At 63.8% G+C, this 26,471-nt stretch carries 22 protein-coding genes; 11 read left to right on the top strand and 11 right to left on the bottom strand.

Going from position 1 to position 26,471, the window contains the following annotated elements; translation table 11 throughout:
* The first annotated feature begins 15 nt into the window (after nucleotides 1–15).
* From D8Y22_RS23480 to D8Y22_RS06000, 3 genes are all read left to right on the top strand, one after another.
* Nucleotides 16–108 carry a hypothetical protein gene (locus tag D8Y22_RS23480; protein WP_449421048.1) on the top strand — a complete coding sequence of 31 codons (93 nt, stop codon included), beginning with the start codon at nucleotides 16–18 and terminating at the stop codon, nucleotides 106–108.
* Complete coding sequence (locus tag D8Y22_RS06005) at nucleotides 108–890, top strand: DUF7089 family protein (RefSeq protein WP_141463803.1); 783 nt, start codon at nucleotides 108–110, stop codon at nucleotides 888–890. Before D8Y22_RS23480 ends, D8Y22_RS06005 begins: the two co-directional genes overlap by 1 nt.
* A gap of 140 nt (nucleotides 891–1,030) precedes the next feature.
* A complete protein-coding gene (locus tag D8Y22_RS06000) occupies nucleotides 1,031–2,458 on the top strand; it encodes a metallophosphoesterase (protein WP_141463802.1) in 1,428 nt (475 codons plus the stop codon).
* Nucleotides 2,459–2,547: 89 nt separating this feature from the next.
* On the opposite strand, the gene D8Y22_RS05995 is transcribed toward D8Y22_RS06000, so the two are convergent.
* The 3 genes from D8Y22_RS05995 to D8Y22_RS05985 all read right to left on the bottom strand — a co-directional run bounded on the left by D8Y22_RS05995 (nucleotide 2,548) and on the right by D8Y22_RS05985 (nucleotide 6,392).
* Complete coding sequence (locus D8Y22_RS05995) at nucleotides 2,548–3,126, bottom strand: DUF7090 family protein (RefSeq protein WP_141463801.1); 579 nt, start codon at nucleotides 3,124–3,126, stop codon at nucleotides 2,548–2,550.
* A gap of 112 nt (nucleotides 3,127–3,238) precedes the next feature.
* Nucleotides 3,239–4,858 (bottom strand): ABC transporter permease, encoded by a 1,620-nt coding sequence (locus tag D8Y22_RS05990; RefSeq protein ID WP_141463800.1) that lies wholly within the window; start codon nucleotides 4,856–4,858, stop codon nucleotides 3,239–3,241.
* Nucleotides 4,859–5,159: 301 nt separating this feature from the next.
* The gene (locus D8Y22_RS05985; RefSeq protein WP_141463799.1) at nucleotides 5,160–6,392 is read right to left on the bottom strand and encodes an extracellular solute-binding protein; all 1,233 of its coding nucleotides are present in this window, start codon (nucleotides 6,390–6,392) and stop codon (nucleotides 5,160–5,162) included.
* A gap of 275 nt (nucleotides 6,393–6,667) precedes the next feature.
* Between D8Y22_RS05985 and D8Y22_RS05980 the strand changes: the two genes are divergently transcribed.
* Nucleotides 6,668–7,348, top strand: coding sequence for a class I SAM-dependent methyltransferase (locus tag D8Y22_RS05980; protein ID WP_141463798.1), 681 nt, complete (start codon nucleotides 6,668–6,670; stop codon nucleotides 7,346–7,348).
* 192 nt (nucleotides 7,349–7,540) lie between these two features.
* Here D8Y22_RS05980 and D8Y22_RS05975 read toward each other — a convergent pair whose 3' ends face one another.
* From D8Y22_RS05975 to D8Y22_RS05965, 3 genes are all read right to left on the bottom strand, one after another.
* Nucleotides 7,541–8,179, bottom strand: coding sequence for a DUF1684 domain-containing protein (locus D8Y22_RS05975; protein WP_141463797.1), 639 nt, complete (start codon nucleotides 8,177–8,179; stop codon nucleotides 7,541–7,543).
* 93 nt (nucleotides 8,180–8,272) lie between these two features.
* On the bottom strand, nucleotides 8,273–8,863 hold the full coding sequence (locus D8Y22_RS05970) for a diacylglycerol/polyprenol kinase family protein (protein WP_141463796.1): 591 nt from the start codon (nucleotides 8,861–8,863) through the stop codon (nucleotides 8,273–8,275).
* 142 nt (nucleotides 8,864–9,005) lie between these two features.
* Nucleotides 9,006–9,482, bottom strand: a complete 477-nt coding sequence (locus D8Y22_RS05965; protein ID WP_141463795.1) for a hypothetical protein — start codon at nucleotides 9,480–9,482, stop codon at nucleotides 9,006–9,008.
* Between the two features lie 179 nt (nucleotides 9,483–9,661).
* Here D8Y22_RS05965 and D8Y22_RS05960 point away from each other — a divergent pair, with 179 nt between their 5' ends.
* Nucleotides 9,662–12,025: an ATP-dependent DNA helicase gene (locus D8Y22_RS05960; RefSeq protein WP_141463794.1), complete on the top strand. Its 2,364-nt coding sequence runs from the start codon at nucleotides 9,662–9,664 to the stop codon at nucleotides 12,023–12,025.
* Nucleotides 12,025–12,555, top strand: coding sequence for a KEOPS complex subunit Cgi121 (gene cgi121 / locus D8Y22_RS05955; RefSeq protein WP_141463793.1), 531 nt, complete (start codon nucleotides 12,025–12,027; stop codon nucleotides 12,553–12,555). Before D8Y22_RS05960 ends, cgi121 begins: the two co-directional genes overlap by 1 nt.
* Nucleotides 12,556–12,607: 52 nt before the next feature.
* Here the strand turns inward: cgi121 and D8Y22_RS05950 are convergent, their stop codons facing one another.
* On the bottom strand, nucleotides 12,608–14,569 hold the full coding sequence (locus D8Y22_RS05950) for a GAF domain-containing protein (protein WP_141463792.1): 1,962 nt from the start codon (nucleotides 14,567–14,569) through the stop codon (nucleotides 12,608–12,610).
* 321 nt (nucleotides 14,570–14,890) lie between these two features.
* On the opposite strand from D8Y22_RS05950, the gene alaS reads away from it, so the two are divergent.
* From alaS to D8Y22_RS05930, 4 genes are all read left to right on the top strand, one after another.
* A complete protein-coding gene (alaS, locus tag D8Y22_RS05945) occupies nucleotides 14,891–17,668 on the top strand; it encodes an alanine--tRNA ligase (RefSeq protein WP_141463791.1) in 2,778 nt (925 codons plus the stop codon).
* A gap of 193 nt (nucleotides 17,669–17,861) precedes the next feature.
* Nucleotides 17,862–18,152, top strand: coding sequence for a UPF0175 family protein (locus D8Y22_RS05940; RefSeq protein ID WP_141463790.1), 291 nt, complete (start codon nucleotides 17,862–17,864; stop codon nucleotides 18,150–18,152).
* The gene (locus D8Y22_RS05935; RefSeq protein WP_141463789.1) at nucleotides 18,152–18,664 is read left to right on the top strand and encodes a DUF3368 domain-containing protein; all 513 of its coding nucleotides are present in this window, start codon (nucleotides 18,152–18,154) and stop codon (nucleotides 18,662–18,664) included. Before D8Y22_RS05940 ends, D8Y22_RS05935 begins: the two co-directional genes overlap by 1 nt.
* 140 nt (nucleotides 18,665–18,804) lie before the next feature.
* Nucleotides 18,805–19,587: an alpha/beta fold hydrolase gene (locus D8Y22_RS05930; RefSeq protein WP_141463788.1), complete on the top strand. Its 783-nt coding sequence runs from the start codon at nucleotides 18,805–18,807 to the stop codon at nucleotides 19,585–19,587.
* 22 nt (nucleotides 19,588–19,609) lie between these two features.
* Here the strand turns inward: D8Y22_RS05930 and D8Y22_RS05925 are convergent, their stop codons facing one another.
* Nucleotides 19,610–19,990, bottom strand: coding sequence for a hypothetical protein (locus D8Y22_RS05925; RefSeq protein WP_141463787.1), 381 nt, complete (start codon nucleotides 19,988–19,990; stop codon nucleotides 19,610–19,612).
* A 547-nt stretch (nucleotides 19,991–20,537) separates the two neighbouring features.
* Between D8Y22_RS05925 and D8Y22_RS05920 the strand changes: the two genes are divergently transcribed.
* A complete protein-coding gene (locus D8Y22_RS05920; protein WP_141463786.1) occupies nucleotides 20,538–21,827 on the top strand; it encodes a glycosyltransferase in 1,290 nt (429 codons plus the stop codon).
* A gap of 466 nt (nucleotides 21,828–22,293) precedes the next feature.
* Here the strand turns inward: D8Y22_RS05920 and D8Y22_RS05915 are convergent, their stop codons facing one another.
* From D8Y22_RS05915 to D8Y22_RS05905, 3 genes are all read right to left on the bottom strand, one after another.
* Nucleotides 22,294–23,715: a phosphohexomutase domain-containing protein gene (locus D8Y22_RS05915; RefSeq protein WP_141463785.1), complete on the bottom strand. Its 1,422-nt coding sequence runs from the start codon at nucleotides 23,713–23,715 to the stop codon at nucleotides 22,294–22,296.
* Between the two features lie 76 nt (nucleotides 23,716–23,791).
* Nucleotides 23,792–24,955: a C45 family autoproteolytic acyltransferase/hydolase gene (locus tag D8Y22_RS05910; protein WP_141463784.1), complete on the bottom strand. Its 1,164-nt coding sequence runs from the start codon at nucleotides 24,953–24,955 to the stop codon at nucleotides 23,792–23,794.
* Between the two features lie 61 nt (nucleotides 24,956–25,016).
* Entirely contained in the window at nucleotides 25,017–26,309 is a 1,293-nt protein-coding gene (locus D8Y22_RS05905; protein ID WP_174811779.1) for a PQQ-binding-like beta-propeller repeat protein, read from the bottom strand.
* Between the last annotated feature and the right edge of the window lie 162 nt (nucleotides 26,310–26,471).

The following is a 26,471-nucleotide window of genomic DNA, read 5'->3' as shown; positions in this document are numbered from 1 at the left end:
TGATAGCCTCCGTTTATGAGCACTGCAACGAAGGTCGTTCTCGCCACGGTCGCGGTCTCGGCACTGCTGTCGCTGCTGATCGTCGCCCAGCAAGTCACCGCCGCTTGATGTTCGAGCCTCGAGACTGCTCGAGCAGTGTCGACGCCGTCCGGGACGAGCACGCACCCGACGCGCTCGTCTGTGACGTTGCGACGGACTTCGAGACGCTGGCGCCGGCACAGGCCGAGGATCTCGGATTACTCGTCGACGCACTCGAGCCCGCGAGCTACCCAACCGAGTGGCTTCCCGCGGACGCGCCGACGCTGCTCGAGCGGTACGCGAGTTCGACGTTTACGATCGGCATGCCCGGCGACGGCAGCATCGTTTGGACCCGCCAGACCGACCCACCGGTCGTGTTGGTCAAACCGCGCATCGAAGGCTCGCCGGAACCGTTCGTGGAATTTCTCGTCGCGGAAGCGCTGGTCGAGTGCGGACTCGAGGTGCCCGAACAGTTCATCGGTTTTTTCGAGGCGCAGTATCGAGATCTCGATCGAGCGGTCCCGTTCGATCCCAACAGCACGTACCAGATCGCTGCGGCGCTGTACGATGGCTGGCTCGGCGTCCAGACTCGTGAGATCTTCGCCGGCTGGCACGACACCCACCCTGATCTCGCCAACGCGTGGCGAGATGCCGGCGACCGGCTCGAGGATCGAGTCTCGGGATTGTCACGGGCGGTCGCACGCGGCGAGACCGACTTCGCCGACGCCACCGAGTTGGCCTGTGGGGCGATCAAACACGGGATCGAACTGCCGGCGCCGTTCGACGCGCTCGATACCGCTGCGTACCGGGATCACGGCCCCGACTACGCCATCCAGTGGGCCGAAACGACCTTCGACGCGCTCGCGGAGTAGTGGTTTCCGTCTGGGGTCCGTTTCACACTCCTCGTGGATACCCTGTTTTCGACTCGAGACCGAAGTCTCCTCGACCGACCTGTGCCGAGTCGCTCCGATGCACTTACGGGGTCACGCTGAGGACTGTTTGAGCATCCCCAATGGCCGCCACCAGTTCCGATCACACGACGGGAACCGACGACGGCAGCGCCGTCGACGATCGCGTCTACTACGTCGTTAGCGACCTCCACATCGGCGGCGACGAGCAACTCGAGGAGATCGAGTTCCGCGAGGAGTTACTCGAGTTTCTCGAAGACCTCGAGAAGACCGACGAGAACGTCGAGTTGATCATCAACGGCGACGCGTTCGGTCTCTGGGAGTTTACGCGAATCGACGGGCTCGAGAAGTTCGACGCGCTCGAGGAGATGTATCCCGAACTGTTCGCCCAACTTCGTGCGACCGGTGAGAACGTCCCAATCACGTTGATGCCCGGCAATCACGATCACGAGTTGGCGGCGTACGACGAGTACGTCGATCGTTTTGCCGAGTACAACGTCGAATTGGTCCAGGACCAGTCGATCAGCCGACCGATCGGCGAGCGAGCGATTCACTTCGAGCATGGCCACCAGCGCGACGAGAACAACCGGATCGAGGATTGGGGCAACCCCCACGCGTCGCCGCTTGGCTACTACTACAATACGCTCGTGACCAGTCGTGCGGGACAGCTCTCCGATCGCGGTCGGTACAACTGGCTGAAAGACGTGCAGGCGATCACGCCGACGGAGTGGATGCCGATCTGGCTCGTTTCGAAGTACTTCTACGTGGAGATGAACCCGATCTTCCGATACGCGTTGGTGCCGTTTCTGTTGTTGTTCAACGTGAGCGCGATCCTTGCGATCCTGGCTGGACTGGATCTGGTCGGGGTCTGGTCGATGCCGACCGAGCGAACGGCGACGTTTCTCGGGCAGTTCGGTATGGCAGGGACGGCCGTCTGGCACCTGCTGGTGATCAACGTCTCGGTCGCCGGCATCCTGTTGTTCGTCGGGATCCCGATCTACGCGCTTCGCCGGGATGTCAAAAAGACGATCGACAGGTTCGGACTCTTCGAGACGGATCTCACGGTCGATCCGGAGAAACCCTACGAGTCGGCCGCACGCGAAATTTTCGACGAGCGCCCGGAGACGGCCATCTTCTGTTATGGCCACACTCACCGTCCGGAAGCCCGCGAACTCGAGGGTCGATTACTCGTCAACACCGGGACGTGGCTCAAACGCCTCCATCGACGTGACGGTATCACGGGCTTGCTTCCGCCGGTGTTTTACCCGTCGTACCAGCTCTGTGCCGTTCGCATCGAAACCACGGCCGACGGGATCGCCGTCGAACATCAGGCCATCGAGAAACCGAGCCCGAAAGCCGAAGAACTCACGCTGACAGAACGGTTGCTGACGATCGGTCGCGCCCCTAATCCGGCGTTGCCCGATCCGGCGGTGATCGAGACCGACGGCCCAGACCTCGAGGCCGTCGTCGAGCGTCGCGAGCGAGCGACGGAGCCGACGGCGACGCTACCGGACGGGACGGATCCGAACTGATCTCTGGGTCCCGGTTCGTACGGACTGGTGTCCATCGGTACCGGAGAGCGCGAGCGCTTGCGGTCCGGGAACGCGGTACAGCAGCCCTGTCAGAACTCGGTGTCGACGCTGCCGTCCTCGGCGAGATCGATCACGCCGTCGAACTGGTCACGGAACTGCTCGACGACTGCCGAGTCGTGGGGCTCTTCCGAGAGGTGGAACAGTCCGATCGCGTCGTGTTCTTCGAGCAACCCTAGAATGCGCTCGACGGCCTCGAGGGCGTCGTCGTCGCCGGCGTAGTAGGCGAGTTCTGTAACGGAGTCGAAGCTGAGTCGAAGTTTGCCGTCGTGGTTCTCGAGGAAGCCGTCGATGTGCTCGACGATGCCGTCGACGTCGTCGGGGGCGGCGACGTAGTGGACGGTATCCGTCTTCCGTCGGGAGTAGCCGCGTTCGATGCTCAGGGTGTCGAGAATCTCGGCACGCTCTTCGTCGACATCGTAGTATTCGAGTTTCTGTCTGACTTCGCGGGCGGTAGTTCGGGTGGAGACGACGAGAAAGTGATCGGTGTCGGTTTTGAGAAAGTCGGTATCGATGCGATCTGTTTCACCGGTGCTCGGGTGGAGCAAGAGGACGCCGGTCCCCCCAGGTACCGTCGCCGGCGTGTCGTCGATCTCGAGCCTGTAGTCCATGCTGGTGTGAACAACTTTCGACATCGACTTAAGCGTGCGGATGTCACGAGTTCGCGGTCGGTCAGCACCGTTGGTCGATATCGGCTGATGGCGTCCGGCTAGGGACCGAACGTCAGCCGATCTTGTCGCCTTCCTGTCGGAGCAGGACGATCATCGAGAGCCCGGAAATGAGTATCAGTAGCAGGGAGGGAATCGCCGCGTATCGGTACGCAAGCGAGTCTTGGGCGTTCCAGATGAGACTGACGAGCGTCTCCATCCCGATTGGTCTGAGCATCAGCGTCACTGGGAGTTCCTTCATTGTCGTCAGGAACACGAGAACGGCACCGGCGATCACACCCGGCATGATAAGAGGCAGAGTCACGCGACGGAACGCCTCGAGTCGGCCGGCGTTGAGCGTTCGAGCGGCCTCGATCGTCTTGTCGTCGACCTGGAGGACCGACGAGCGGACGGTCCCGACCGCTTGGGGTAAGAACCGGACGACGTAGGCGAACACGAGCAGCCAGACGCCTTCCCGGTACAGCGACGGCAGCGTTCGGGTTCCAAGGAACACCAACGCGAGGCCGATGACGACGCCGGGAACGGCGAAGCCGACGTAGGTTGCCCGCTCGAGTACCCGTGAGACGAGTGAATTCGCTCGTCCGGAGTAGTAGGCGACGGGCAGTGCAAAGAGGCAGGCGACCAGCGCAGCGAGTGCGGCGAGGTGGACGGAGTTGTAGGCCAACTCCCACCCGAACTCGTAGGCCGGGATGCGGTCGCCCTCGCTCACGAACAGCCACCGCGTAAAGATCGCCACGGGGACGACGAGGGTGAGCACGCCCAGCCCCGAGACGAAACCCATCGCCGGCCACTTCCAGTTGCCAAGCCGGATCGTACTCCCAGTATCGTCGCCACCGGTGGCGTCCTCGTCGCGGCCGATCCCAGCCTCGATGACGAGGACGACGGCGACGATCGCGATCAGTTGCAAGGCGAGTAGTGCGGCGTACTCGACGTTGAAACTGCTGAACTCCCAGTAGATCCTGCTCGTGAAGACACTCGCCCGCATGAACGCCGGCGTCCCGAAGTCAGAAATCGCATAGAGGCCGGCGAGCAACGCACCGGCGGCGATCCCTGGCCTGATCTGTGGCAGCGTGACGCGTCGAAACGCTTCGAACGGACCGGCGTTTAACGTCCGTGCGGCGTCGGCGAGCGAACTGTCCATCGACAGTAGCGCTGCCCGGGTCGTCAGGAACACGTACGGGTAGGTGTACAGCGTGATGATGAACGTCGCGCCGGACAGGCCGTCGACCGCTGGGAGCGCCAGTCCGAATAGCGAGTCGATTTCGCCGCCGGACCCGAACATGCCGGTAAACGCGATCGCGCCGATATAGCTCGGAATCACGAGCGGAAGCGCGGCCACGACCGTCCAGAACCGGGGATACGGGAGATCGGTTCGGGTGGTCAGTACGGCGAGTGGAACGCCGAGCAAAATGGAACACACCGTCACGAACAGCATCAATCCGATACTGTTCGCCGTGATGCGTGCGGTCTGTGAGGAGACGATGAGATCGTACGCGCGGGAGAGTTCGACCGTCGACGCCTGCCAGACCAGCCAGAACATCGGCACGATGACGAAAAACGCGACGAGAGCGCTCGCGGCGGCCAAGCCGATTCGCCCTGGCTCTGCACGCTCGAGTCGCTCTCTGACCGCGGCGATCTGTTGGGTGGCTTCGACGGCGCTTTTGAGTGGCTTCATCCTCTATGTCTGTGAACCGAATCGGATCTCCTACGAACCGGTCGGCTCTCGATTCTCTTGAACCTCCTGATTAGTTTCTCGAGCCCGGAACTCCGATGATGACATCCAAGATATACACCACGGGATCGAGTCCGTCGTTCGGACTTCGGTTGTACGACTGATCGGAGCGCGTTTCCGGATCAGGGCGGTCGTGCGAGTTCGATGGATACGTCGTGGTAGTGGCGAAAGGCGGGGCCGAAGGGGTGGGACAGAACGGGATCGAATGCTGGTGTCGGCGAGGGTCAACCGGTGGTCGTCGGCGTTAGAGTGGCATCATGCCCTCATCTTCCAGGAGGTCGTTGGCTGCCTGCAGTTCCATGTCGAACTCGCTAAGATCGTACGTTGGCGAGTTGAGCTCGTCGGGGCCGGGCAGCGGGCCGACGTAATCGACGCCGTCGACGACGGGGAACTCGCCGTTGTCGTCCATCATGAACTCCTGTCCCTCGACGGCGACGAGGTGACGGGCGAATTCGGCGACGAGTTCGGGATCGTCGACGTTGTTCGTCACGGCGATGCCCGCGACGCTGAACAGGGCACCTGCGTCGCCTTCGGTGAACGTCACACGGATCGGTGCGTCGGAATCTTCGTTGACGAGGCGGGCGGCGTAGTAGCTGTTGCCGAGCCCGATGATCGGGTCGTCGTCACCGCCACGGTTGACTTCCTCGGCTTGGGTACTTCCGCTCCCGTACAGCTGTGGATCCTGATCCATGAAGTCGCTGACCCACTGTCGCGTCGCGTCTTCGCCCTCGAGGTCGACCATCGCCTGAATGAACCCCCGGAACGTGCCGGAGTTGGGACGCGTCGAGATGATTCCCTCGAATCGGTCGTCGGTCGCGTACTCGGAGATATCCGTCGGCAGTTCGTCCCAGCTGTCGAACGGCGTTTCGTCCAATCGGTCCTCGTTGTAAAAGACCGAACGGACGCGACCACTGACGCCGGTCCAGTATCCGTTCGGATGACGGTAGCTCTCGGGGACCGTCTCGAGGATGTCGCTCGGAAGCTCCTGAACGATTCCCGCGTCGTGGACGGCACCGAGCGCACCCGGGTCCTGGGAGTAGAATACGTCCGCGGGCGTCGCGTCGCCTTCTTGTTCTAACTGGTTGACCTGGACGTCGTTGTCGTCGTAGTCGCGGTCGATCGTCAGTCCGCTGTACTTGTTTTCGAGTTCCTCGAAGACGAGATCGATCTGGTCGGGAGTTCGTCCGGAGTAAATCGTAATCTCGCCCTCGAGATCGCCGAGATCGTCCCAGGAAACCCCGCTCGGGTCGACCGGCGTTGCTAGCGGATCGGCGTCGGCGACGGCGCTTGGACCGCCATTTCCGCTGCCGTTTCCGCTGCCGTTTCCGCCGCCGTTCCCGTCAGAAGATCCATTCCCGTCGCCGTTACCCATACATCCTGCAAGTCCAGTGAGCCCGGCCGCAGCGATTGCGGTGGTGAGGAATGGTCGTCGGCCCGTCGTCGAACGATTCGATCGATCGCTGTCGCGCTGTTGCATACGTAGTTTTAGGCCGACCTAAAACACATATAGCTTGCGATTATCTTCGGTAGAATGGACGAGAGGCCGGGACAGCAACTGCTTCTCGATCGACCGATTACCGATGCCCACGGTATTTCGGCCAACCTAAACCTCTCCACACACATCTTTTTAGGCCATCCTAAAGAGTGTGTCGGTCGATTCGATCGAGCGGGACTTCCACTCGAGTGTGTAGCCGCGGCGCGGACACTCCCAGGAGACGAACGGGTTTTGGCGGTGGCGACGCGAGGTGACGTATGAGCGTCCGCGAGGAGTTCGACGAGTGGGCCGCAAGCGGCCGAGACAGAGGCATGGAGGATCGACACTGGCACACCGCGAAACACGCGCTCGCGCGTATGCCGGTCGAGTCGGGCGACACCGTGTTGGATCTCGGCTGTGGCAGCGGGTACGCCGGCCGTGCACTTCGAGAGACGGCAAACGCCGGCCGAATCTACGGGCTCGATGGCTCACCGGAGATGGCTCACAACGCGGCCACCTATACCGACGACCCCGGCGTTACCTACGTCGTCGGCGACTTCGGATCGTTGCCGTTCGCTCCAGACGCTATCGATCACGTCTGGTCGATGGAAGCCTTCTATTACGCCGCTGATCCCCACCGCACACTCGAGGAGATCACGCGCGTGCTCCGCCCCGGTGGGACGTTCTACTGTGCGGTCAACTACTACGAAGAGAACGTCCACTCTCACCCGTGGCAAGACACGATTTCGATCGAGATGACCCGCTGGGATCGCGACCAGTACCGGGAGGCCTTCCGCGAGGCGGGCCTCGCCGTCGCCGAACAGGACCAGATTCCCGACCGTGAGGTGGGGATCCCGCCCGAAAGCGAGTTTCCCACCGACGACTGGGAGACGCGCGAGGCGATGGTCGAACGCTACCGCGAACTCGGGACGCTGTTGACGGTCGGCGTTGTACTGTAGCCAACCGCGATTCCGACTCGAGGGTGGTCCGATCTCGAGCGTCGCGTCGCCCGGCACCGGCGACCGCCGTTTCGACTCGAGCCCACGAGCGAATCGAACCCCCTCGTTTCCACTCGAGCCCCGCTCCCCTCGATCGGTTTCGACTGTGTACGTCGACCCGAAACGGGCATTACGCTATCGCCGCGGCCGGAATCACTCGAACCGTTCGCCCGCCGGAATCGCTACTTCGAGCCAGTTCTCCTCGGGAGGTAGCGGACAATCGAAGGTGTCGCTGTAGGCACAGAATGGCGTGTACGCGAGGTTGAGGTCGAGGACGATCTCGTCGCCGTCGTCGAGTTCCCGGTCGGGTGACAGCTCCATATACCGGCCACCCTGGTAGGTCTGCTGACCGGTCGTCTTGTCGCGCATCGGGACGAAAAGCGGCTCGTCGTTTGGGCTCTCGAGTTGATAGGCGGCGAGATCGTACGTGCCGCTCTCGAGTTCGTCATCCTCGGATAGTTCGGCCGCTCCATCGTCTGCCGTCGTCGATTCGTCCGACCCACCGCGCTCGAGATCGAACGTAAGCGTCGCGACGCGAAGGTATCGCATTTCGCGGCCCCCCGTGGTGTCCATCAGGACGACTTCGGGGTCGTCGTGGACGGTCACGGTCGCGTCGACGCGGTAGGTTGGATCGGGTTCGAAATACGTGAGCCCGTCGAAATCCTCCCGTTTTTCCGGTGGGATCGGTGACTGCGGATGGCTCTCGAAGAACTCGTCTTTCTCGGCGCGTTTGGCTGCCAGTTGTTCGTGCCACTGTTCGGTGTCTACCGCAGTCGGATCTGGCTCGCTCATACCAGCGCTACCGGGCCAGGACGGGAATGCGTTGTGTTTCTCGAGGCTACTCGGTCGACGCTCGAGGCTCGCCTCGAGATTGGGCGCCGACTGTCAGATCGGCCCGAACTCGAGGGCGAGCCAGGCCAGGACCGCCGCGTAGATGGGAATGGTCAGGTTGTCGTCGACGATAACGTCGCCGACTCGAATCTTGATGCCGTCGGCCAGCGTCGCCCCCAGCGCCGCGGCGACGATCGCCAGGGGTGTCCCAAGCAGGAATGGGGTTGCGATACCGGCGCTGACGACGAACATCGTGCCGAGCACTTTCGGCCCCTTGACGGTCCTGAGCGTATCGTCGGAGACGGCCCCGCTGATGGGATCGCCGAGTGCGAGCATCAACATCGCGGGCAGTGCAATCGCCGGTTCGAACACCAAGACGACCACCGTCATGGAGAGCATGTAGTAGCCATAGCCCGCAAACTGGTCCTGTTCGTACTCCCGAGTAAGCTTCTCGTAGAGCCACCACTCGAGACCAGCGTAGAGACGAACCACCTCGAGACCGATCGTTCCGACCGCGAGGACGACCATCAACACCCGGAAGTACTCCCACGTGAGACCAATCTCGAGATAGCTCGCGAGGAGATAGAGTGCGACCAGTCCGGAGCCGCTCGCGTGGACGAGTCGCCGCTTGAGTTCGTCGGCCATCAGCCCAATCGTCGGCGGTCGGGACCTTCAGTCCGTCGGTACTGTCGCAACCGTCTGTCGGCCGCTTACCGCTTGCTCGCGGATTCAAGTCTTCGTGCGTACGCGTATCAATCGCCGAACACGACTATAGTAGCTACTGCAGTCACTGCACATCTGATCGCACTCGTTCGAGCCACCGATAACTCGCATAGCCCGTCGTCACCGCGAGCGTGGCGACGAACCCGACGAGCCACGCGAGCGCGACGTAGCCTACGGTTGCGCTCTCGTAGGGGCCGACGACGTCGCCGGGCGGTTCGACCGCGAGCGGTCCGAAGTGTAACACGGTGACCATCACGAATCCGGCACCCGTGACGACCGCCCAGTAGCCCGCGCCGACGCGGTCGGCCAGCGAGAGTGCGAGTCCGAGCGCGATCAGCGGATAGAACCCGAGACTGTACGTAAACGCCGTGACTTCCGGAATCAACGGCCAGCCGACGTGATTCCCGCGGATGACGTGATCGATGTGGTGACCGACGCCGAAGACCGTCACCAGCACGATCAGCCGGTAGAGACGGATATCGACGCCGTCGGATCCTCGAGCGATGCGTTTCAACTGCGACGACACCCCGTTCGACAGCATACTCACCGATTCGAACGGACGTGGGTAGTCATTTACACCAACAGGTTAGGCTATCCGGCCTCCCGGGCGTGTGTTTGCGTTCGCTGTCCCCTGGTCACGTGGCTCCCACTCCAATCAAGACCGTTCCCCACCCACCAGGAGACGACAGTTTAAACCACGGGACACGCCAAAGGCGGGTAATGAACGTCGAGGAGCTGTCGGGGCTCCCACCCGGTGCGCTCGAGCACTTCCGACAGGAGGGCATCGAGGAGCTCTACCCGCCCCAGGCCGAGGCGGTCGAGGCCGGCGCGACCGACGGCGAGAACCTGGTCGCGGCGGTCCCGACCGCCAGCGGAAAGACGATGATCGCCGCGCTATCGATGCTATCGGCGGTCCAGCGCGGCGGCAAAGCGCTGTATATCGTCCCGTTGCGAGCCCTGGCTAGCGAGAAAAAGGCCGAGTTCGACGCCTACGAACAGTTCGGCGTCACGACCGGCGTGGCGACGGGCAACTACGAGTCGACCAGCGAGTGGCTGGCCACGAAAGATATCGTCGTCGCGACCAGCGAGAAGGTCGATTCGCTCGTGCGAAACGGTGCCGACTGGCTCTCGGATCTCACCTGCGTCGTCTCCGACGAGGTCCACCTCATCGACGACCGCGGACGCGGCCCCACCCTCGAGGTAACCCTCGCGAAACTCCGGCGACTCAATCCGACGTTGCAGGTCGTCGCGCTCTCGGCGACGGTCGGCAACGCCGACGAGATTGCCGACTGGCTCGACGCCGCGCTGGTCGATACCGACTGGCGACCGATCGATCTCCAGATGGGCGTCCACTACGGCAACGCGCTGAACTTCGACGACGGTTCGACCCGAGAGGTGCCGGTCGAGGGATCGGAGAAGCAGGAGGCCGCACTCGTGCGAGACATCCTGCAGGAGGGCGGCTCCTCGCTCGTGTTCGTCAGCTCCCGGCGCAACGCCGAGGCCGCCGCGAGTCGTTTGGGCGGCGTCGCGAAACGCGAACTCACCGACGAGGAACGAACGGAGCTCGCCGATCTGGCCGCCGACATTCGCGACGACAGCGACACCGAGACGAGCACGGATCTGGCCGACTGCGTGGAGAACGGTTCGGCCTTTCACCACGCCGGCCTCTCGAGCGCCCAACGCTCGCTCGTCGAAGATGCGTTCCGTGATCGCTTGCTGAAGGTCATCTCGGCGACGCCGACGCTGGCTGCAGGGGTCAATACGCCAGCTCGCCGCGTCATCGTTCGAGACTGGCGACGCTTCGATCCCAGCGCTGGCGGGATGGCCCCCTTAGATGTCCTCGAGGTCCACCAGATGATGGGCCGTGCCGGTCGGCCGGGTCTCGATCCCTACGGCGAGGCCGTTTTGCTGGCCAAGAGCCACGACGAGAGCGACGAGCTGTTCGACCGGTATATTTGGGCCGACCCCGAAGCCGTCCGCTCGAAACTGGCGGCCGAACCGGCCCTGCGAACCCACGTCCTCGCGACGATCGCGTCGGGCTTCGCACGGACCCGCGAGGGATTGCTCGAGTTCCTCGAGGCGACCCTCTATGCGAGCCAATCGACCGAGGCTGGCCGCCTCGAGCGGGTGACCGACGACGTGCTCGGCTACCTCGAGCGCAACGACTTCGTCGAGCGCTCGGGGAGCGGTGGTCGTACCGACGAAAACGAGGGCGCAGGCGGGTTCACCGCCGCCGCCGATCTCGCCGCCCAGGAGAATCGAGACGAGGCTCTCGAGGCGACCAGTCTCGGCCACACCGTCTCGCGGCTCTACCTCGATCCGATGAGCGCCGCCGAGATCGTCCACGGCCTCGAGCGCGCCGACCAGCGCCCGACCGCCCTCGGTCTCTACCAGCTCACCGCTCGAACGCCGGATATGTACGAACTCTACCTTCGATCGGGCGAGGACGATACATTCGGCGAACTCTACTACGAGCGCGAGCGCGAGTTGCTGGGCGATACGCCCAGCGAGTTCGAGGAGGATCGCTTCGAGGACTGGCTCGCCGCTCTCAAGACCGGAAAACTACTGGAGGATTGGGCCGAGGAAACCGACGAGGAGACGATTACGGATCGGTACAAGATCGGCCCCGGCGACCTCCGGGGGAAAGTCGACACCGCCGAGTGGCTGCTCGGAGCCGCCGAATCGCTGGCCCGGGAGATCGACAGCGAGTGGACGGTCGCCGTCCGCGACGCTCGTGCCCGCGTCGAACACGGCGTCGGCGAGGAACTGCTCGAGCTGGTCTCGGTCGGCGGCGTCGGCCGTAAGCGCGCCAGACGGCTCTACGAGGCGGGGGTCGAGGAACCCGCCGATCTCCGAACGGCAGACAAGGGCGTGATCCTGCGAGTGCTCAAAGGGAAGAAAACGGCCGAGACGATCCTCGAGAACGCCGGCCGGGAGGATCCGTCGATGGACGACATCGAACCCGCCGGCGGCGACGCCGAGACGGCGGGGCCGGGCTCGAGCGCCGGGACAGACAGCGAGACTGAACCGCGTACGGAATCGTCGTCGGCCGAGGACAGCCAATCCAGTCTGGGTGATTTCTGATGGAGCTGGTCGAGTGCCGGCTCGCGGTTGACGACCTCGACACATTCGTCGCGATACTCGGTGACGTGGGCGACCGTCACGGCGTGACCGTCCAGGCGTTCGACGCCCGCTACGTCGCCGATCGTCGCCACCTCGAGCGCGCGGTCGAACTCGCCGATCGCGCGATCGACCGCGGCGAGAACATCGCCCACGATCGCGCTGTCGAGATACTCCTCTATGCCGCCGGTCGCCGTCAGATCGACCGCGCCCTCGAGATGGGCGTCGCGGCGGGCGAGACGCGAGCGGTCGTCCTGATCGACGCCGACCCGACGCTGGAGGCCGAGGGCGACGCCGGTACGGACGAACCGGCCGCCCTCGAGGCCGTCGCCGATCTCGATGCGGTCCTGACACGGGAGCCGACGCTCGAGTTCGTCGACGAATCGACGCTCTGTGCGTTCTTCGAGATTACCGACGCGGAACGAGCAGCAACCGACGCCTCGCTGCCGACCCTCGTTCGGGAACGCGTCGTCTTGCTCGAAGTCGAGAAATGACGGCTATCGGTCGTTCGTGGACGGGAGTTGGAAGCGATCGTCGCTCGAGCGTTTACTCGAGGGGTTCGACACCGCGGAACGCGACAGCCGTGCCGTCGTCGTCTTCTGCGATGCCGATATCCCAGTCGTGGGCGTCGGCGACCTGCTCGATGAACTCGAGTTCGAACGCGCTGGCGTCGGTGTCGTCGAGACGGTCGGGGTCGGGATCGGTGCCGCTCTCGTCGCTGTCGACGGGTCGGCTGCCGGCGATGTAGAAGCCGTCGTCGGTGCCGCCGACGGTGACGGTCACGGCGTCGGTGGCGTCCTCGCCTTCGATCTCGATCGTCGTTCGGATGACGTACTCAAAGAGCGTCTCGAGGGCGTCGCGGTCGGCCTCGAGGAGGCGGTCGTCTTGGGTGTGGAGTCGTGCGTCGGCCGTCGGCGTCGTCAGCCAGGAACGGGTAGCGATATCGTGGAGGCTGACCGGTTCGGTATCGGTGTCGCCGTCGGTTGCGGCGGCCACTAGCTCCTGCAGGCGATCGGCGAGCTGTTCGTGGGCGGTCTCGACGACGTCGAAGTGCTCCTCGTCGCCGGTCTTTTCGGCGAGCTCCAGGTAGCCACGGGCGGTATTCAGCGGGCTCCGAACGTCGTCGTCGATCCGGTCGGCGATCGACTCGAGGCGGTGGCTCGCGGCCAGCAGTTCGCGTTCGCGGCGGCGATGTTCGGTGACATCTTCGTAGATAACGAGCCCACCCGAGCGATCGGTGGGTGCCTCGACAGCGTCGGTAACCGCGAGTGGGACGATCGACAGCGAGAAGTCACGCACGCCGTCGGGCGTCCCGCGACGAACGTCGAACTGGCGGCGTTCCGTTGCGTCGACCGCGTCGCGGAGTCTGGCCCGCTGGTCGGCGATGCCGTTCGGGAGCGCGACACCCGCGAGGGGTTCGCCGACGACAGTCTCGCGATCGACGCCGAAGACGGCTTCGAAACTCGCGTTGACACTCGAGACGACGGGGTCGTCGTCGTCGAGGTCGTAGTGGACCATCGGCTCCGAGACGTCGCGAAACAGCGTAAAGAGTGCGTCGCGTTCGTCCCTGAGTGTGGTGTACTGTTCGTGGAACCGTTCGCGTTCGCGACGGAGCCGGTCGCGTTCGTTGGCGACGCCTTGCTCGGCCCAGTTGCGCTCGAGGATCGTGGTCGCGACGCCACAGAGTTCCTCGATGAGTGTGAGTTCGGCGCTATCGAACGCGTTCGGCCGTTCGGCGGCGACGTGCAAGACGCCGACATCCCCGACGGGGACGCTACACAGTGAGCGTGCGCCCTCGAAGGGCGGCTCGATCCACTCGTAGTTCGCCAGGTCGGCGATCTGGATCGGTTCGCGGGCACGGAAGGCGACGCCGAGTGGATCCTCGAGCGAGATCGACTTGAGTGCGTGTTCCGGAACGGCTGGGGCTGCGGCGCGAGGAACCAGTTCGCCGAAGTTGATCGTCGCGAGCCAGCAGTAGTCGTACGCGAGGACATCGGTGGCACTGTCGACGAGTTCCTCGAAGAGTCGATCACGCTCGTGGCACGCGACGAGGTCGGCGGTCGATTCGAACGTCGTCGCCACAGCGCGGACGTTCGAGTGAGCCCCCTCGTTTGCCGGGTTCTGCTCACAGACGCGCTCGAGTTCGTCGACGAGGTGTTGGTAAGCATCGTCGGTATCTCGACGGACGAAGCCGTCGACATCGCCGGCCGGCGCGGTCGCGCTGTAGGAGTCGTCGGCAAAGAGCACGACCGGCGTCGCTCCGATCGCCTCGAGGATCTCGGGACGGTCGTCGTCCGTTGCTGGATCCGTCTCGAGAACCACGCAGTCGACCGCCGATGTGCGGTCGCGGAGCTGATCGATCGATGTCGTGGGCTGGACGGTTCGTTCACCGCCCGTCTGGACGCTCTCGAGTGCCGCCGCTCCGTCCTCGGCCGCCTGGACGGTCGTGGCGACGTAGAGGATCGATCGGGCGGTCGAACGCGTCGTCGAGTGTACCTTCGATGTCATCGAATCCGAACTGGTAGTCTATACGCACAGTCTGTAATTCCACCATAAAGATTCTGCTGGGCGATTCGGAATTGCCGAAATAGTAAGTGTTATTTGTATCTGGGACAGACATTTGGTTTACTCTCGCTTGGTTCCAAACGATGGGGCACTAATCTCGGACTATAACTATGGTTTTCTGCATCTCTAACGAGGGGTCGAAGCGGCCGCCACTGATCGGATGGGTGGTCGATACCGACACGCAGTCGTCCCAACTGCGTCGGCGACTCGCAGGGAATGAACGTTGCGGAACTGTTTTAGGCACTGGCTGGTCAACAACGTACAATGAGTGAACTGGCGGACGAGTACCGCCTCGAGTACTTCGAGGAAGAAGGGTTCGTGCGCAAGGAGTGTCCCGAATGTGGGAATCACTTCTGGACGCGCGATGAGGACCGAGTAACCTGTGGTGAGCCGCCGTGTGAAGAGTACGACTTCATCGACGATCCGGGCTTCGACCAGGCCTACAGCTTAGCGGAGATGCGCGAGGTCTTCCTCTCTTTTTTCGAAGACCACGACCACGAGCGGATCGATCCCTATCCAGTTGCGGCGAACCGTTGGCGTGACGATGTCCTGTTGACCCAAGCATCGATCTACGACTTTCAGCCGCTGGTCACCAGCGGGGAGACGCCGCCGCCGGCGAATCCCCTCACAGTGAGCCAGCCCTGCATTCGGATGCAAGACATCGACAACGTTGGGAAAACGGGCCGACACACGATGGCCTTCGAGATGATGGCCCATCACGCGTTCAACACGCGCGAAGAGACGGACGAGGAGTACGCCTACGAAGGGGAAGTGTACTGGAAGAGTCACACCGTCGAACTCTGCGACGAACTGCTCGAGTCGATGGGTGCGGACATCACCGAGGTCACCTACATCGAGGACCCCTGGGTCGGCGGCGGCAACGCCGGGCCCGCCATCGAGGTCATCTACAAGGGCTTAGAGCTCGCGACGCTTGTCTTCATGTGCATGGAACAGGACCCCGACGGCGAGTACGAACTCAAAGACGGGAACACCTACTCTTTCATGGACACCTACATCGTCGATACGGGCTATGGACTGGAACGCTGGACCTGGATGAGCCAGGGGACGGCGACGGTTTACGAGGCCATCTACCCCGAGATGATCGACTTCCTGAAGGACAACGCCGGCATCGACCACACCGAGGCGGAAGCCGAACTCGTCGGTCGCGCCGCCCGACTCTCCGGAAACTTAGACATCGACGATGTCGACGATGTCGAGGCCGCCCGCGGCGACATCGCCGACAAACTCGGGGTTTCGGTCGAGGAACTGCGTGACCTCGTCGAACCGCTCGAGGACATCTATGCCATCGCGGACCACTGTCGCACGCTCGCGTACATGCTCGGCGACGGCATCGTCCCCTCGAACGTCGGCACGGGCTATCTCGCACGGATGGTCTTGCGCCGGACGAAACGCCTCTGTGACACGGTCGGTGTCGACGCCCCGCTGGACGAACTCGTCGACATGCAGGCTGCGCGCCTCGATTACGCAAACCGGGACACGATCCGTGACATCGTCCGCACAGAGGTCGAAAAGTACCGCGAGACCTTAGAGCGCGGCGGCCGACGCGTCGAGAGTCTCGCCGAGGAGTACGCCGAAAAAGGGGAGCCGATCCCGACGGACGAACTGATCGAACTCTACGACTCACACGGAATTCAGCCCGATATGGTCGAAGAGATCGCCGCCGAGGCCGGCGCCGATGTCGACGTTCCCGACGACTTCTACAGTCTCGTCGCGCAGCGTCAGGAGACGCCCGATGCTGGAGCGGAGACCGCCGACGACGAGGCCGACGAACGCTTCGAGGATCTTCCAGAGACGGAGAAGCTCTACTACGACGACCAGCAGCGAACGCAGTTCGAGGCGGTGGTCTTAGATGTCTTCGAGCGCGAAGACGGCTACGACATCGTGCTCGATCAGACGATGTTCTATCCCGAAGGCGGCGGCCAGCCCGCCGACACGGGGATACTCTCGACCGACGACGCGACTGTCGACGTCGTCGATGTCCAGATCCAGGACGGCGTCATCTGCCATCGGACCGACGACCGGCTTGGCAAAGGCGAGTTCGTCAACGGCCAGGTCGACGGCGGCCGGCGTCGCCAACTCATGCGACACCATACGGCGACCCACATCGTCATCCACGCCGCTCGCGAACACTTCGGCGAGCACGTTCGCCAGGCTGGTGCCCAGAAAGGGGTCGACTCCTCGCGAATCGACTTTAGCCACTACGATCGAGTCACGCGCGAGGATGTCAAAGCCATCGAAGCTCGCGCGAACGAAATCGTGATGGAAAACACCGCGGTCACCCAGGAGTGGCCCGACCGCCACGATGCCGAAGCCGACCACGGCTTCGACCTCTACCAGGGCGGCATCCCGCCGGGCGAACAGATCCGGTTGATCCACGTCGACGAGGATGTCCAGGCCTGTGGTGGCACCCACGTCGCCCGTACCGGCGAGATCGGCACGATCAAGATTCTCAACGCCGAGCGCGTGCAAGACGGCGTCGAACGTATCACCTTCGCGGCCGGAGCGGCCGCTATCGAGGCCACCCAGACCAAAGAGGATGCCCTCTACGACGCCGCAGCGACGCTCGATGTCTCCCCGGAGGAGGTCCCCGAGACGGCCGCACGATTCTTCGAGGAGTGGAAGGATCGCGGCAAGCAGATCGAAGAGCTCAAAGAACAGCTCGCCTCGGCCCGCGCCGGCGGCGGTGGGAGCGGCGAGGAGGTCGAAATCGACGAAACAACGGCCGTGATCGACCGCATCGACTCCGACATGGACGAACTGCGCGCAACCGCGACGGCCATCGCCGAAGAAGGCAGCGTCGCGGTGCTTGGAAGCGGCCAGGGCGGGGCCCAGTTCGTCGTCGCCGTCCCCGACGGCAGCGCCGTCAACGCCGGCGATGTCGTCGGTGAACTCGCCGCTAAAGTCGGCGGTGGCGGCGGCGGTCCGCCGGACTTCGCACAGGGCGGCGGCCCCAACGTCGAGGATCTGGACGACGCCCTCGAGGACGCACCCGACGTGCTCCGGCAGGTTCTCGACGCCTGACGTACCGATATCTGCAATTCACCACTTCTGAAGCACCGACGGCTGCGATTCCCGCCGCGTGATACCGCTCGATCTCGACACAGCAACCTGTTCGTTCTCTTTCCGATCAGTGTCGGTATGTCTCGGCCGTTTCGAACCGCGACGGCTCTCGAGCGGGAATCGCTTCGACGGAACGCTTGTATACGATGCAAACATGGGGACGATTTCGGCACGCGTACCGGACGATCTCGAGGCCGAACTCCAGGAGTATCTCGACGAAGAGCGTCTCGACCGGAGTACAGCCGTTCGGAAGTTGCTCGCCGACGGGCTCGCGGAGTGGCGTCGCGAACAGGCTCTCGATCGTCTCGAAGCTGGCGAGGTGACGTTCACACAAGCAGCCGACATCGCGGGGCTGTCGACGTGGGAATTCGCCGTCCTCGCCGACGAGCGAGACGTGACCTGGGTCTCGAGTGAGCACCTCGAAGCGGATCTCGACGACCTCTAATGTGGGTCTTCGACGCAACGGCGCTCATCTACCTCGCGAAAGTCGAGCAGCTACGGCTCGTGTCGACTTTCGAGGGTTGCTGCTGTATTCCCGATCTCGTATACGAGGAAGTCGTCACGACCGGTCTCGAAGCGGGGTATCCCGACGCACGTCGGATCGAACAGTCCGTCGAGGACGGGCGGTTCGACCTCGTTTCCGTCGACGACTCGCCGCTTGCAGATCGATTGCGGGGGAATCCAACCGTTAGCGATGCCGATGTCACAGCACTTACCTGTGCCGCCTCGAACGAGGGGGTCGCTGTAATGGACGAAACTGCCGGACGGCGAGTCGCAGACATCGAGGATATCGAGACACGCGGGACGGCCTACCTCGTCGTGCTGTGTGCGAAACGCGGTGCTATTGCTCCGGATACCGCACGTGAGACGATCGATGCGATGATCGACGCCGGCTGGTACTGTGCACCCGACGTATACACCACAATCGTCCGAAAACCCGAGTCATTCGAAGACTGATACGGTCTACTGTAACGATTCCCGGGACAGCGCAAGACGGTCGCGGTTGCACCGGCAACGACGTACCATAGTTCGTCTGACCGCCGACGGTCGCTCGCGGAACCGAAACTATCGCCTTGCTCCGTCTGCTCAGACCGAGTATGCCGACCGCCACGAACGGCTCCGTCTCGCTGTACTACGACCGTGAGGGCGCTGGCGTCCCCGTCGTCTTCGTCCCCGAAGTCGGCCTCGGTGGCTGGCTCTGGGGGTGGCAACACGCGGCCGTCGCCGGCCCCTACGAAGCCGTCGTCTGGGACCTACGGGGCACCGGCCGCTCCGATGCTCCGTCCGGTCCGTACGACCTCGAGACGCTCGTCGCCGACCTCGAGGCCGTCCTCACCGCCTGTGACGCCCGAAGCGGCCACCTCGTCGCGACGGGACTCGGTGGACTGCTCGCGCTCGAGGCCGCTCGGACGACTGCCCGCGTCGAGTCGCTGACGCTGTTCGGGACGGCATCCCGAGGGTCGGGGATCGATCTCGAGTCGCTGTGGGCACCGCCCGACGACCGCGAGGCGATTCGGGACTCGCTGTCGGCGGGCCTCTCCGAGACGTTCCGCCGGGAACACCCCGACGTCTGCGAGGGGATCGTCGACTGGCGTGCCGACGGTGACGCCGACCGAGCGGGCTGGACCGCCCAGCGCGAGGCGCTGGCGGACATCGACCTGTCCGATCGGCTGCTCGAGGTGGACCAGCCGACGCGGGTGTTCCACGGGACCGACGACGACATCGTCGCGCTCGAGGCGGGACGGGAGCTCGCTCGCGGACTCCCGCGGGGCGAGTTCGTCCCTATCGACGATGCCGGCCATCTCGCCTTCATCGAGCGCTCTCGAGACGTGAACGATCGGCTGCTCGGGTTTCTCGAGTCACAGACGGCAGACGACTAACCCGCCTCGTTGCTCGAGACAGTTACTCGCCGTCGGCCTGTTCTTCGGAGACCGTCCCGTCGTTGCCTGGGGGCTGGTCCGATGCGGGAACACCCTCGTCTGTTTCTGCGGCGCCTTCGGACTCGCCGGCGGCGTCGTCGCTCGGCGTCTCACCGGGATCGGACGTGTAGCCGAGCTCGAGCCAGAGTTTCGCCGTACAGTCCATCGCCTCCTCCTCGAGTTCGGTCTCGTCTTCCTGCTGGTCGAGATAGCCGTTACACCGGCCGCGATCGACGACGTTCATCAGCGTCGCCGCCGAGCCACACTCCGGGCAGTCGATGTAGTAGTTCCCGTCGTCGGTCTGGTGCCACGAGTCCGGCGTCAGTTCCATGTGGGCGGCCGCCTCGCGGTCCCGTTCGCTCATGGATCGATACTCGCGTTCACGTCGGGTAAAGACGGGCCCGGCAAACGCAGCCTGACGGCTCTTTCGGCCGTCGACGCCGGCCTAGTGGACTTTCCGACAGTCGCCACTCGAGTCGCGTTCATAGGGAGTATCGTCGCCAGCCGGATGGGGTGCCTCGAAGGGATTGATACGGATCGTTGTAGCGTTTTACCGGTGATCGCTCGGACGGGGTCGGCGATCACCGGTAAAGAACTACAACGGACCGTATGATACCGTGTTTCGATTCCCGGTCGGGACGCTATGAACGCCGACGATAATCCCTATCAGTATAGGTGGAGTAGCGAACGACCTCATCGATAACCGTCGAGAACAGTGTGCTCAAATCATTTCCACGTTTAAATTAAAGGTTCGAATTTACCGTTAGAGAATGCCGCATCTCTGGTGTGATTGCCCCATTAGACCCAGTCATCTCCTGATATAGCACTGCTGGTGACAATATAAGTGGAGGATCCTGAATCAGAAAATAGTGACCGATAGATTGACAACAGAACGGTGGATGATCGCTGATATGGCTTTCAGCCTCCGGAGCACAGGCGAACAAGCTGGTTATCTGCTGGCTGTCATCGCAGTGCTGGCATTCGGTGCCTACGAAGGAGTCCAACGGGAAGCGATTTCGCTCGACTTGCACTGGGTGATCGTCCGGATCGTCACGATCGACGCTGTCGCAGCGACGGTCGTCTTCTCGGTGCTGGTGACGGTGAGCGGGGTGATGCTCGCTCGGGAAGTCTACAGCGGACGTGATCCCGACGAGCGCGTGCTAGACGGCCCTCCGGTCGCCGCGATCCTCCCCGCGTATCAAGACGCCAACGTGATCGGCGAGAGCGTCGAGACGCTGCTGGCCTCGAACTACCACAATATCGAGATCGCTATCGTGGGCGAACCCAACGACGAACCGACGTTATCGGCCGCCCGCGAGTATGCCGAGTACCCAAACGTCCAGGTGTTGGTCAACGGCGACCCCGGTTCGAAAGCTGGTGCAATTAATGATGCCGTCGAGCGGCTGGAGGCCGATTACTTTGCGGCCTTTGACGTCGACGAACGGATCGACCCTGACTTCATCCCCACTGCGATGTACCACCTCACCGAGGAGGGCGTCGACGTCTTCCAGGCCCGACGGGTCCCCCGCGTAACCGGGCCGGTCGAGGCGCTGGCCTATTGTGAGCGCTTGCTCCTTCACGCCGGCTACAAGCTCGTTGAGCCACTAGGGTTCACCTACTGCCGGAGTTCGTCCTCGGCGTTCACTCGCGAGGCCTTCGAGACCGTTGACGGCCTCGACAAATTGCTGACTGAGGACATCGACTTCGCGCACAAGTGCTTCCGAGCAGGCTTATCCGTTCGCCAATCACGGAACATTACAAACGAGATGGAAGCATCCCACGATCTCGGCGATCTCTGGGGCCAGCGCAAGCGATGGCGACTGGGCCACATCGAGGTCTTTTTCAAAGCCATTACAGGCAGATACGATCGCGGTGGGCTTCGGGGGAAGCTATCAACGCTCCGGATCGTCTCCAGTCTCGCAACCAGTGTTTTCTTGGTCGCACTCGCCGCCAAGGTCCTCGTGCTGCTGGTGCTCGACCTCGAATTGTTCTTCCTGCTGCCATTCGTGGCAATCGCGTTGACGATTGTTCCCGTTCTCGCCCACGACGTTCGGCAGGGCCACGTCGCCGAGCTAACGCCGGCGCTGGCGCTGGTCCCGTTGGTCTACCCGGGTTTTGGCCTCTTGACCATCCGATGTGTGTTCGAGTATTTCCTTAGTTGGGACGGCGAGTGGTACCAGGTCGACAAAGTGGGTGCGTGAGCGTGCTAGTGGCTTCCCAAGCCTGCACTGCTGGGTCGAACCAGTTGGCGGGTGTCGGTTCGACCCAGCAGTCGACGCTTGGGAGGGTACTAGGTGCGTTAGGATCTCAATCGGTGGGTTGTGACCTACGCGAATCTTCGATTCGATTGACTCGGGAAATCTCGGCTTCACACCGAGAGGGATGTCATTCGCTGTGTATTCGATACGGCTTCCTAACATCCCCATTACTGATAGAAGTGAGCGCGTTAGATTCACACCTACTTACTGAATCGGAAGGTCACGTTTCAGGACTACCTTTGAATAAAGAAGCCGTGCTACCATCTGCTGATGATCGCACGAAGACTGTACGGTCGAATCGTCACTGCTGGGTAGTACGGGACCCCCTCATACGGACCGTTGTAGTTCTTTACCGGTGATCACCGACCCCGTCCGGGTGATCACCGGTAAAACGCTACAACAATCCGTATCACAGCAGCGCCTCGAGCAGTTCCTCGCCGGCCTCGAGCAACGCCTCGACCCGGTCCTCGTCGGTCGCCTCGGCGTAGACCCGGAGGACGGGCTCGGTCCCGCTGGGGCGGATCAGGAGCCACGAGCCGTCGGCGAGTTGGAGCTTGAAGCCGTCGGCGGTGTTGACCTCCTCGACGCCGACGCCGGCGACGTCCTCGGGGATGACGTCCTCGAGGGCGGCTAGCACTTGTGCTTTCTCGTGGTCCGGGCAGGCGACGCTGGTTTTGTCCTGGACGACGGTGCCGTGCGCTGCCAGCAGCCGGTCGACCCGCTCGTCGAGCGGTTCGTCGGCGTGTAACACCGCTGCGAGTAGCGCCATCAGGACGCCGTCTTTTTCGCGGACGTGTCCTCGAATCGTGAACCCGCCCGATTCCTCGCCGCCGACGAGCGCGTCGTGGTCGGCGATCGCCTCGGCGACCCACTTGAAGCCGACCGGTACCTCGTGGACGGCCTCGTCGTGGGCCTCGGCGACGCGGTCGATCAGGTAGGTCGTCGAGACGGTTCGGATCACCGGCCCGGAATCGCTCTCGAGGAGGGCGTCGTACAGCGCGGCGAAGAAGAGGTTCTCGTCCAGATAGCCCCGTTCTGGGGTGACGATGGCGATTCGGTCGGCGTCGCCGTCGTTCGCGATGCCAAGCGTCGGTGCAGTCTCGTCGTCGGTGACACGGTCGATCAGCCCCTCGAGATTGTCGGGGGCTGGCTCTGGCGCGCCGCCGCCGAACTCGGGGTCGCGCTCACAGCGCAGGCGCTCGACGGCGACACCGGCGCGCTCGAGGAGCGCGTCGGTCGTCCCGCGGCCGCTGCCGTGCATGGCGTCGTAGGCGACAGTGAGGTCGGCGAGGTCCGTGCTCTCGGCGAAACCGGCGGCGTCTGCACCGCCGATGACATCCTCGACCAACTCGAGGGCGGCGTCGGCGTGGGGGGTGGCGAGGTCGACCTCGCGAACGCTGCCGTGTTCGGAGTCGGATAACGGATCGGGTTCGGCCAGTCGATTCGCGATGGCGTCGGTGACCGCGGGCAGGGCCGGCGCGCCGTCGGCGGGAATGAACTTCACGCCGTTGTACTCCGGCGGGTTGTGCGAGGCGGTGATCGCGAACCCGCCGACGAGGCCCCGATCGACGATGGCGTGGGCCACCAGCGGCGTCGGCCGATCGCGTTCGGGCACGATCACGTCGAACCCGTTCGCACACAGTACGCGCGCCAGTTCCTCGGCGAATCCGCGGGAACTCTCGCGGGCGTCGTAGCCGATCGCGAGGGTCCCCTCGAGCCCCTCGTCCTGTAGATACGTCGCGACCGCCTGTCCGACCATCCGAACGCGTGGCGCGGTGAACTCCTCGAGCGTCGCCCGCCAGCCGTCGGTGCCGAACGTGATCGTCTCCATAATCGTTCGTCGTCGTCATCAACGAAAAAAGCGACGCTGGCGACAATGCGTGGGTCCCGCCGTCGGTGACGATCGACTACACCTGCTCGAGCCACCGCGTACCCGTCCGAAGGTCGGCTGGGATGTCCTCGCCGAACGCACAGCGTGTTCGTTCGCGCTCGCAGGGGTTACCGAGCGCGACGTCGATCCTCGGCGAGCCCCCTCGAAAGATGGCCGTACTGGCCGTCGTTAGCTGGCCGAACGCGTAAGGGGCGTCGGTCTCGGGCTCGGGGTGGCGACAGATCGAGTCGTCCCCGGGACCGTGTTCGTGGTCCTGGGCGACGGTCCAGAGGTCGTCGGGCCCGAATCGGTCGTCGCGCTCGAAGAGATCGAGCGCGCGCTCGCGCCGCAGCGTGGAACTCTCGGTCTGGGTCGACCGGGAGTGGACGAAGTGATTCGTCCGGACGACGACGGGCTCGTCGTCGACCGCGATGCGTTCGGCGACGGGATCGACCTCGAGCAAGACGGCGTCGGTCTCGTCGGCCAGAAACAGCGTCTGCCCGCTCAATCGCCGCGTCGGGTAGGACTCGAGGACCGTCCGAGCCTCGCCGACCGTCGCACACTCTTCCAAGATGACGCGGATGACGGTCCCGTTTCGGAGTTGGTGTTCGGGCTCGACGTCGTCGCGTTCGCTCTCGATGTAGGTGTTGGCCGTGACCAATCCCTGGTCGTTGACGCCCTTGAAAAGGGAGATCGTCCCGCAGGTATCGACGGTCAGAAAGCCGTAGTAGTCGTCGATCGAGGGTTGCTCGACGACCGACTTCGGCCGCACGCCGCGTCCCGAGATATCCCGGTTCTTGAGCACCAACGGACCGGAAGCGCCGCTCTCGAGGTCGAGTTTCGGCTCCGAGACGAGCGCGTTCGTACACCCCTGTGGATGTTTCTCCGAGCGTCCGTCTCCCTCGGCTAGCTCCTCGCAGAGTTCGGCAAATGCGAAGACGTAGGTCTCGTAGACCTCGCCATCGACGTCGAAGATGTCGGCCATCGCCTCGTAGGCACGGTCGTGGCGATCCGGCAAACTCTCGCGACTCCGGCGGGCGTACTCGAGCAACGGGTCGAGGTCGACACCCGTCGCGTCGATCCTGGCTTCGAGTTCGTCAATCGCCCACTCGAGGGCCTCGCGCTCGAGATCGGCGCGTCGGCGTGCCTGCTCGGCGAACGTCTCCACCTGCTCGACCGCGTCGCGCTCGGGATCGGCCATGGAGGACCTTCGCGCTCGACGGTGATGTCGAGTCGGCCTGCAAACGAATCGTGTCCGGACGCTACTCGACTTCTTCGAGAGCGACAATCCGCTCCCGGTTGACCGCGTACAACACGCCGTCACCGACGATCGGCGGCGACAGCGGTACCTCCGGTGGTTCGTATCGAAACCGTTCCTCGCCGGTGTCGGCATCGAACCCGACGAGTCGTGCGCCGTGTTCGACGGCGTAGACCACCCCGTCGGCGACGACGGGGGTCGTCTCCCGTTCGAAGGGGGCCGACCACCGTTGCTCGCCCGACTCGAGGTCGAGCGCGTAGAACGTCTCGCGGCCGTCGCTCAGGAAGATCGTCCCGTCGGCGACGGCTGCGGTTCCGTCGGTCGCGTTCCCCTCGAGGTCCCGACGCCAGACGGTATCGCCGGTGGCACGATCGAGCAGAGTGACGCCGTTTCGCGAGGTGACGACGACGCCAGCCTCCGTCGCGACCGTAGAGAGTTGCATCTGGTCCTCGAGTTCGCGTCGCCACTCCAGAGCGCCGTCCGTGCGATCGTAGGCCGTCACCTGGTAGGGCCAGTTGGCGACGAACAGCAGGCCATCGCGGATGGCTGGCCGGGCGAAGGAGACGCTGACCGGGTCGTCCTCGTGGTGGGTGATCCGCCAGTGCGCGCTCCCGTCGTTCGCGTCGACCGCGACGAGATCGTTCGTCCCGTGGACGGGCGCGTAGACGGTGCCATCGGTGGCAACGGGATCGACCGATGGGCGAGGGTCGATCGACGGGTGGGGACCGATACTGGGCCCGCGTGGGTGATGCCCAGGGCCGGTCCAGCGGTGGGCCCCAACGCGGGTCTCGAGGAACGGCACCTCGAGGCCGCCGCCGGCGTTCAGCCCGTAGATGCCGCTGGTCGCAGTCGCCGCGAGCGTCTCCGTTCGATAGGCGTCTGCAGCCACCTGAGCGAGACTCGAGGTGTAGGGGCCGCGGACGCCAAACAGCCCCTCGCCGGTCTCGGCCTCAAGCGCGACCAGTCCGTCGCCGGCGGCATAGAGGGTGCCATCGAGCAAGATCGGCGGCGCAGCGCCGCGAAACCAGTCCGTCGCGTCGTGTTCCCAGACGATCTCGACGTCGTCGCTGGGCCCCGAGGCGTCGGGATTGTAGCCAGTGCCGGCGAGATCGTATCCGGCCATCGGCCACTCGAGAGACGAATCGCTCGAGTCCGCCGCTGACGGCGTTGCTGTCGTCGACTGCACCACTGTGGACGAAGCCGTCGCCGCCGTCGGCGGTGTCGCACTCGAAACCAGTGTGGTCCCGCCGGCGAGTGCGCTCCCGACTCCGACGATGAGCTGACGTCTGGAGGGCATTGCTCGTCCCGTGTCGTCTCGGCTACACGTTATGTGTCTACCGATCTGTTCGTGGCTGGCCGATCTCGACCGGGCCAGTATCGGTCGGTCTCGGGCAGGTTCGCGCTTGGACTTCGGTGAGGCCGTCGGTCGAGATGTCAGTACGGCTGGAAAACGGACGTA

This window comes from Salinadaptatus halalkaliphilus (genome assembly GCF_006543045.1).
Classification (GTDB): domain Archaea; phylum Halobacteriota; class Halobacteria; order Halobacteriales; family Natrialbaceae; genus Salinadaptatus; species Salinadaptatus halalkaliphilus.
This window is presented reverse-complemented; position numbering and strand designations above follow the sequence as displayed.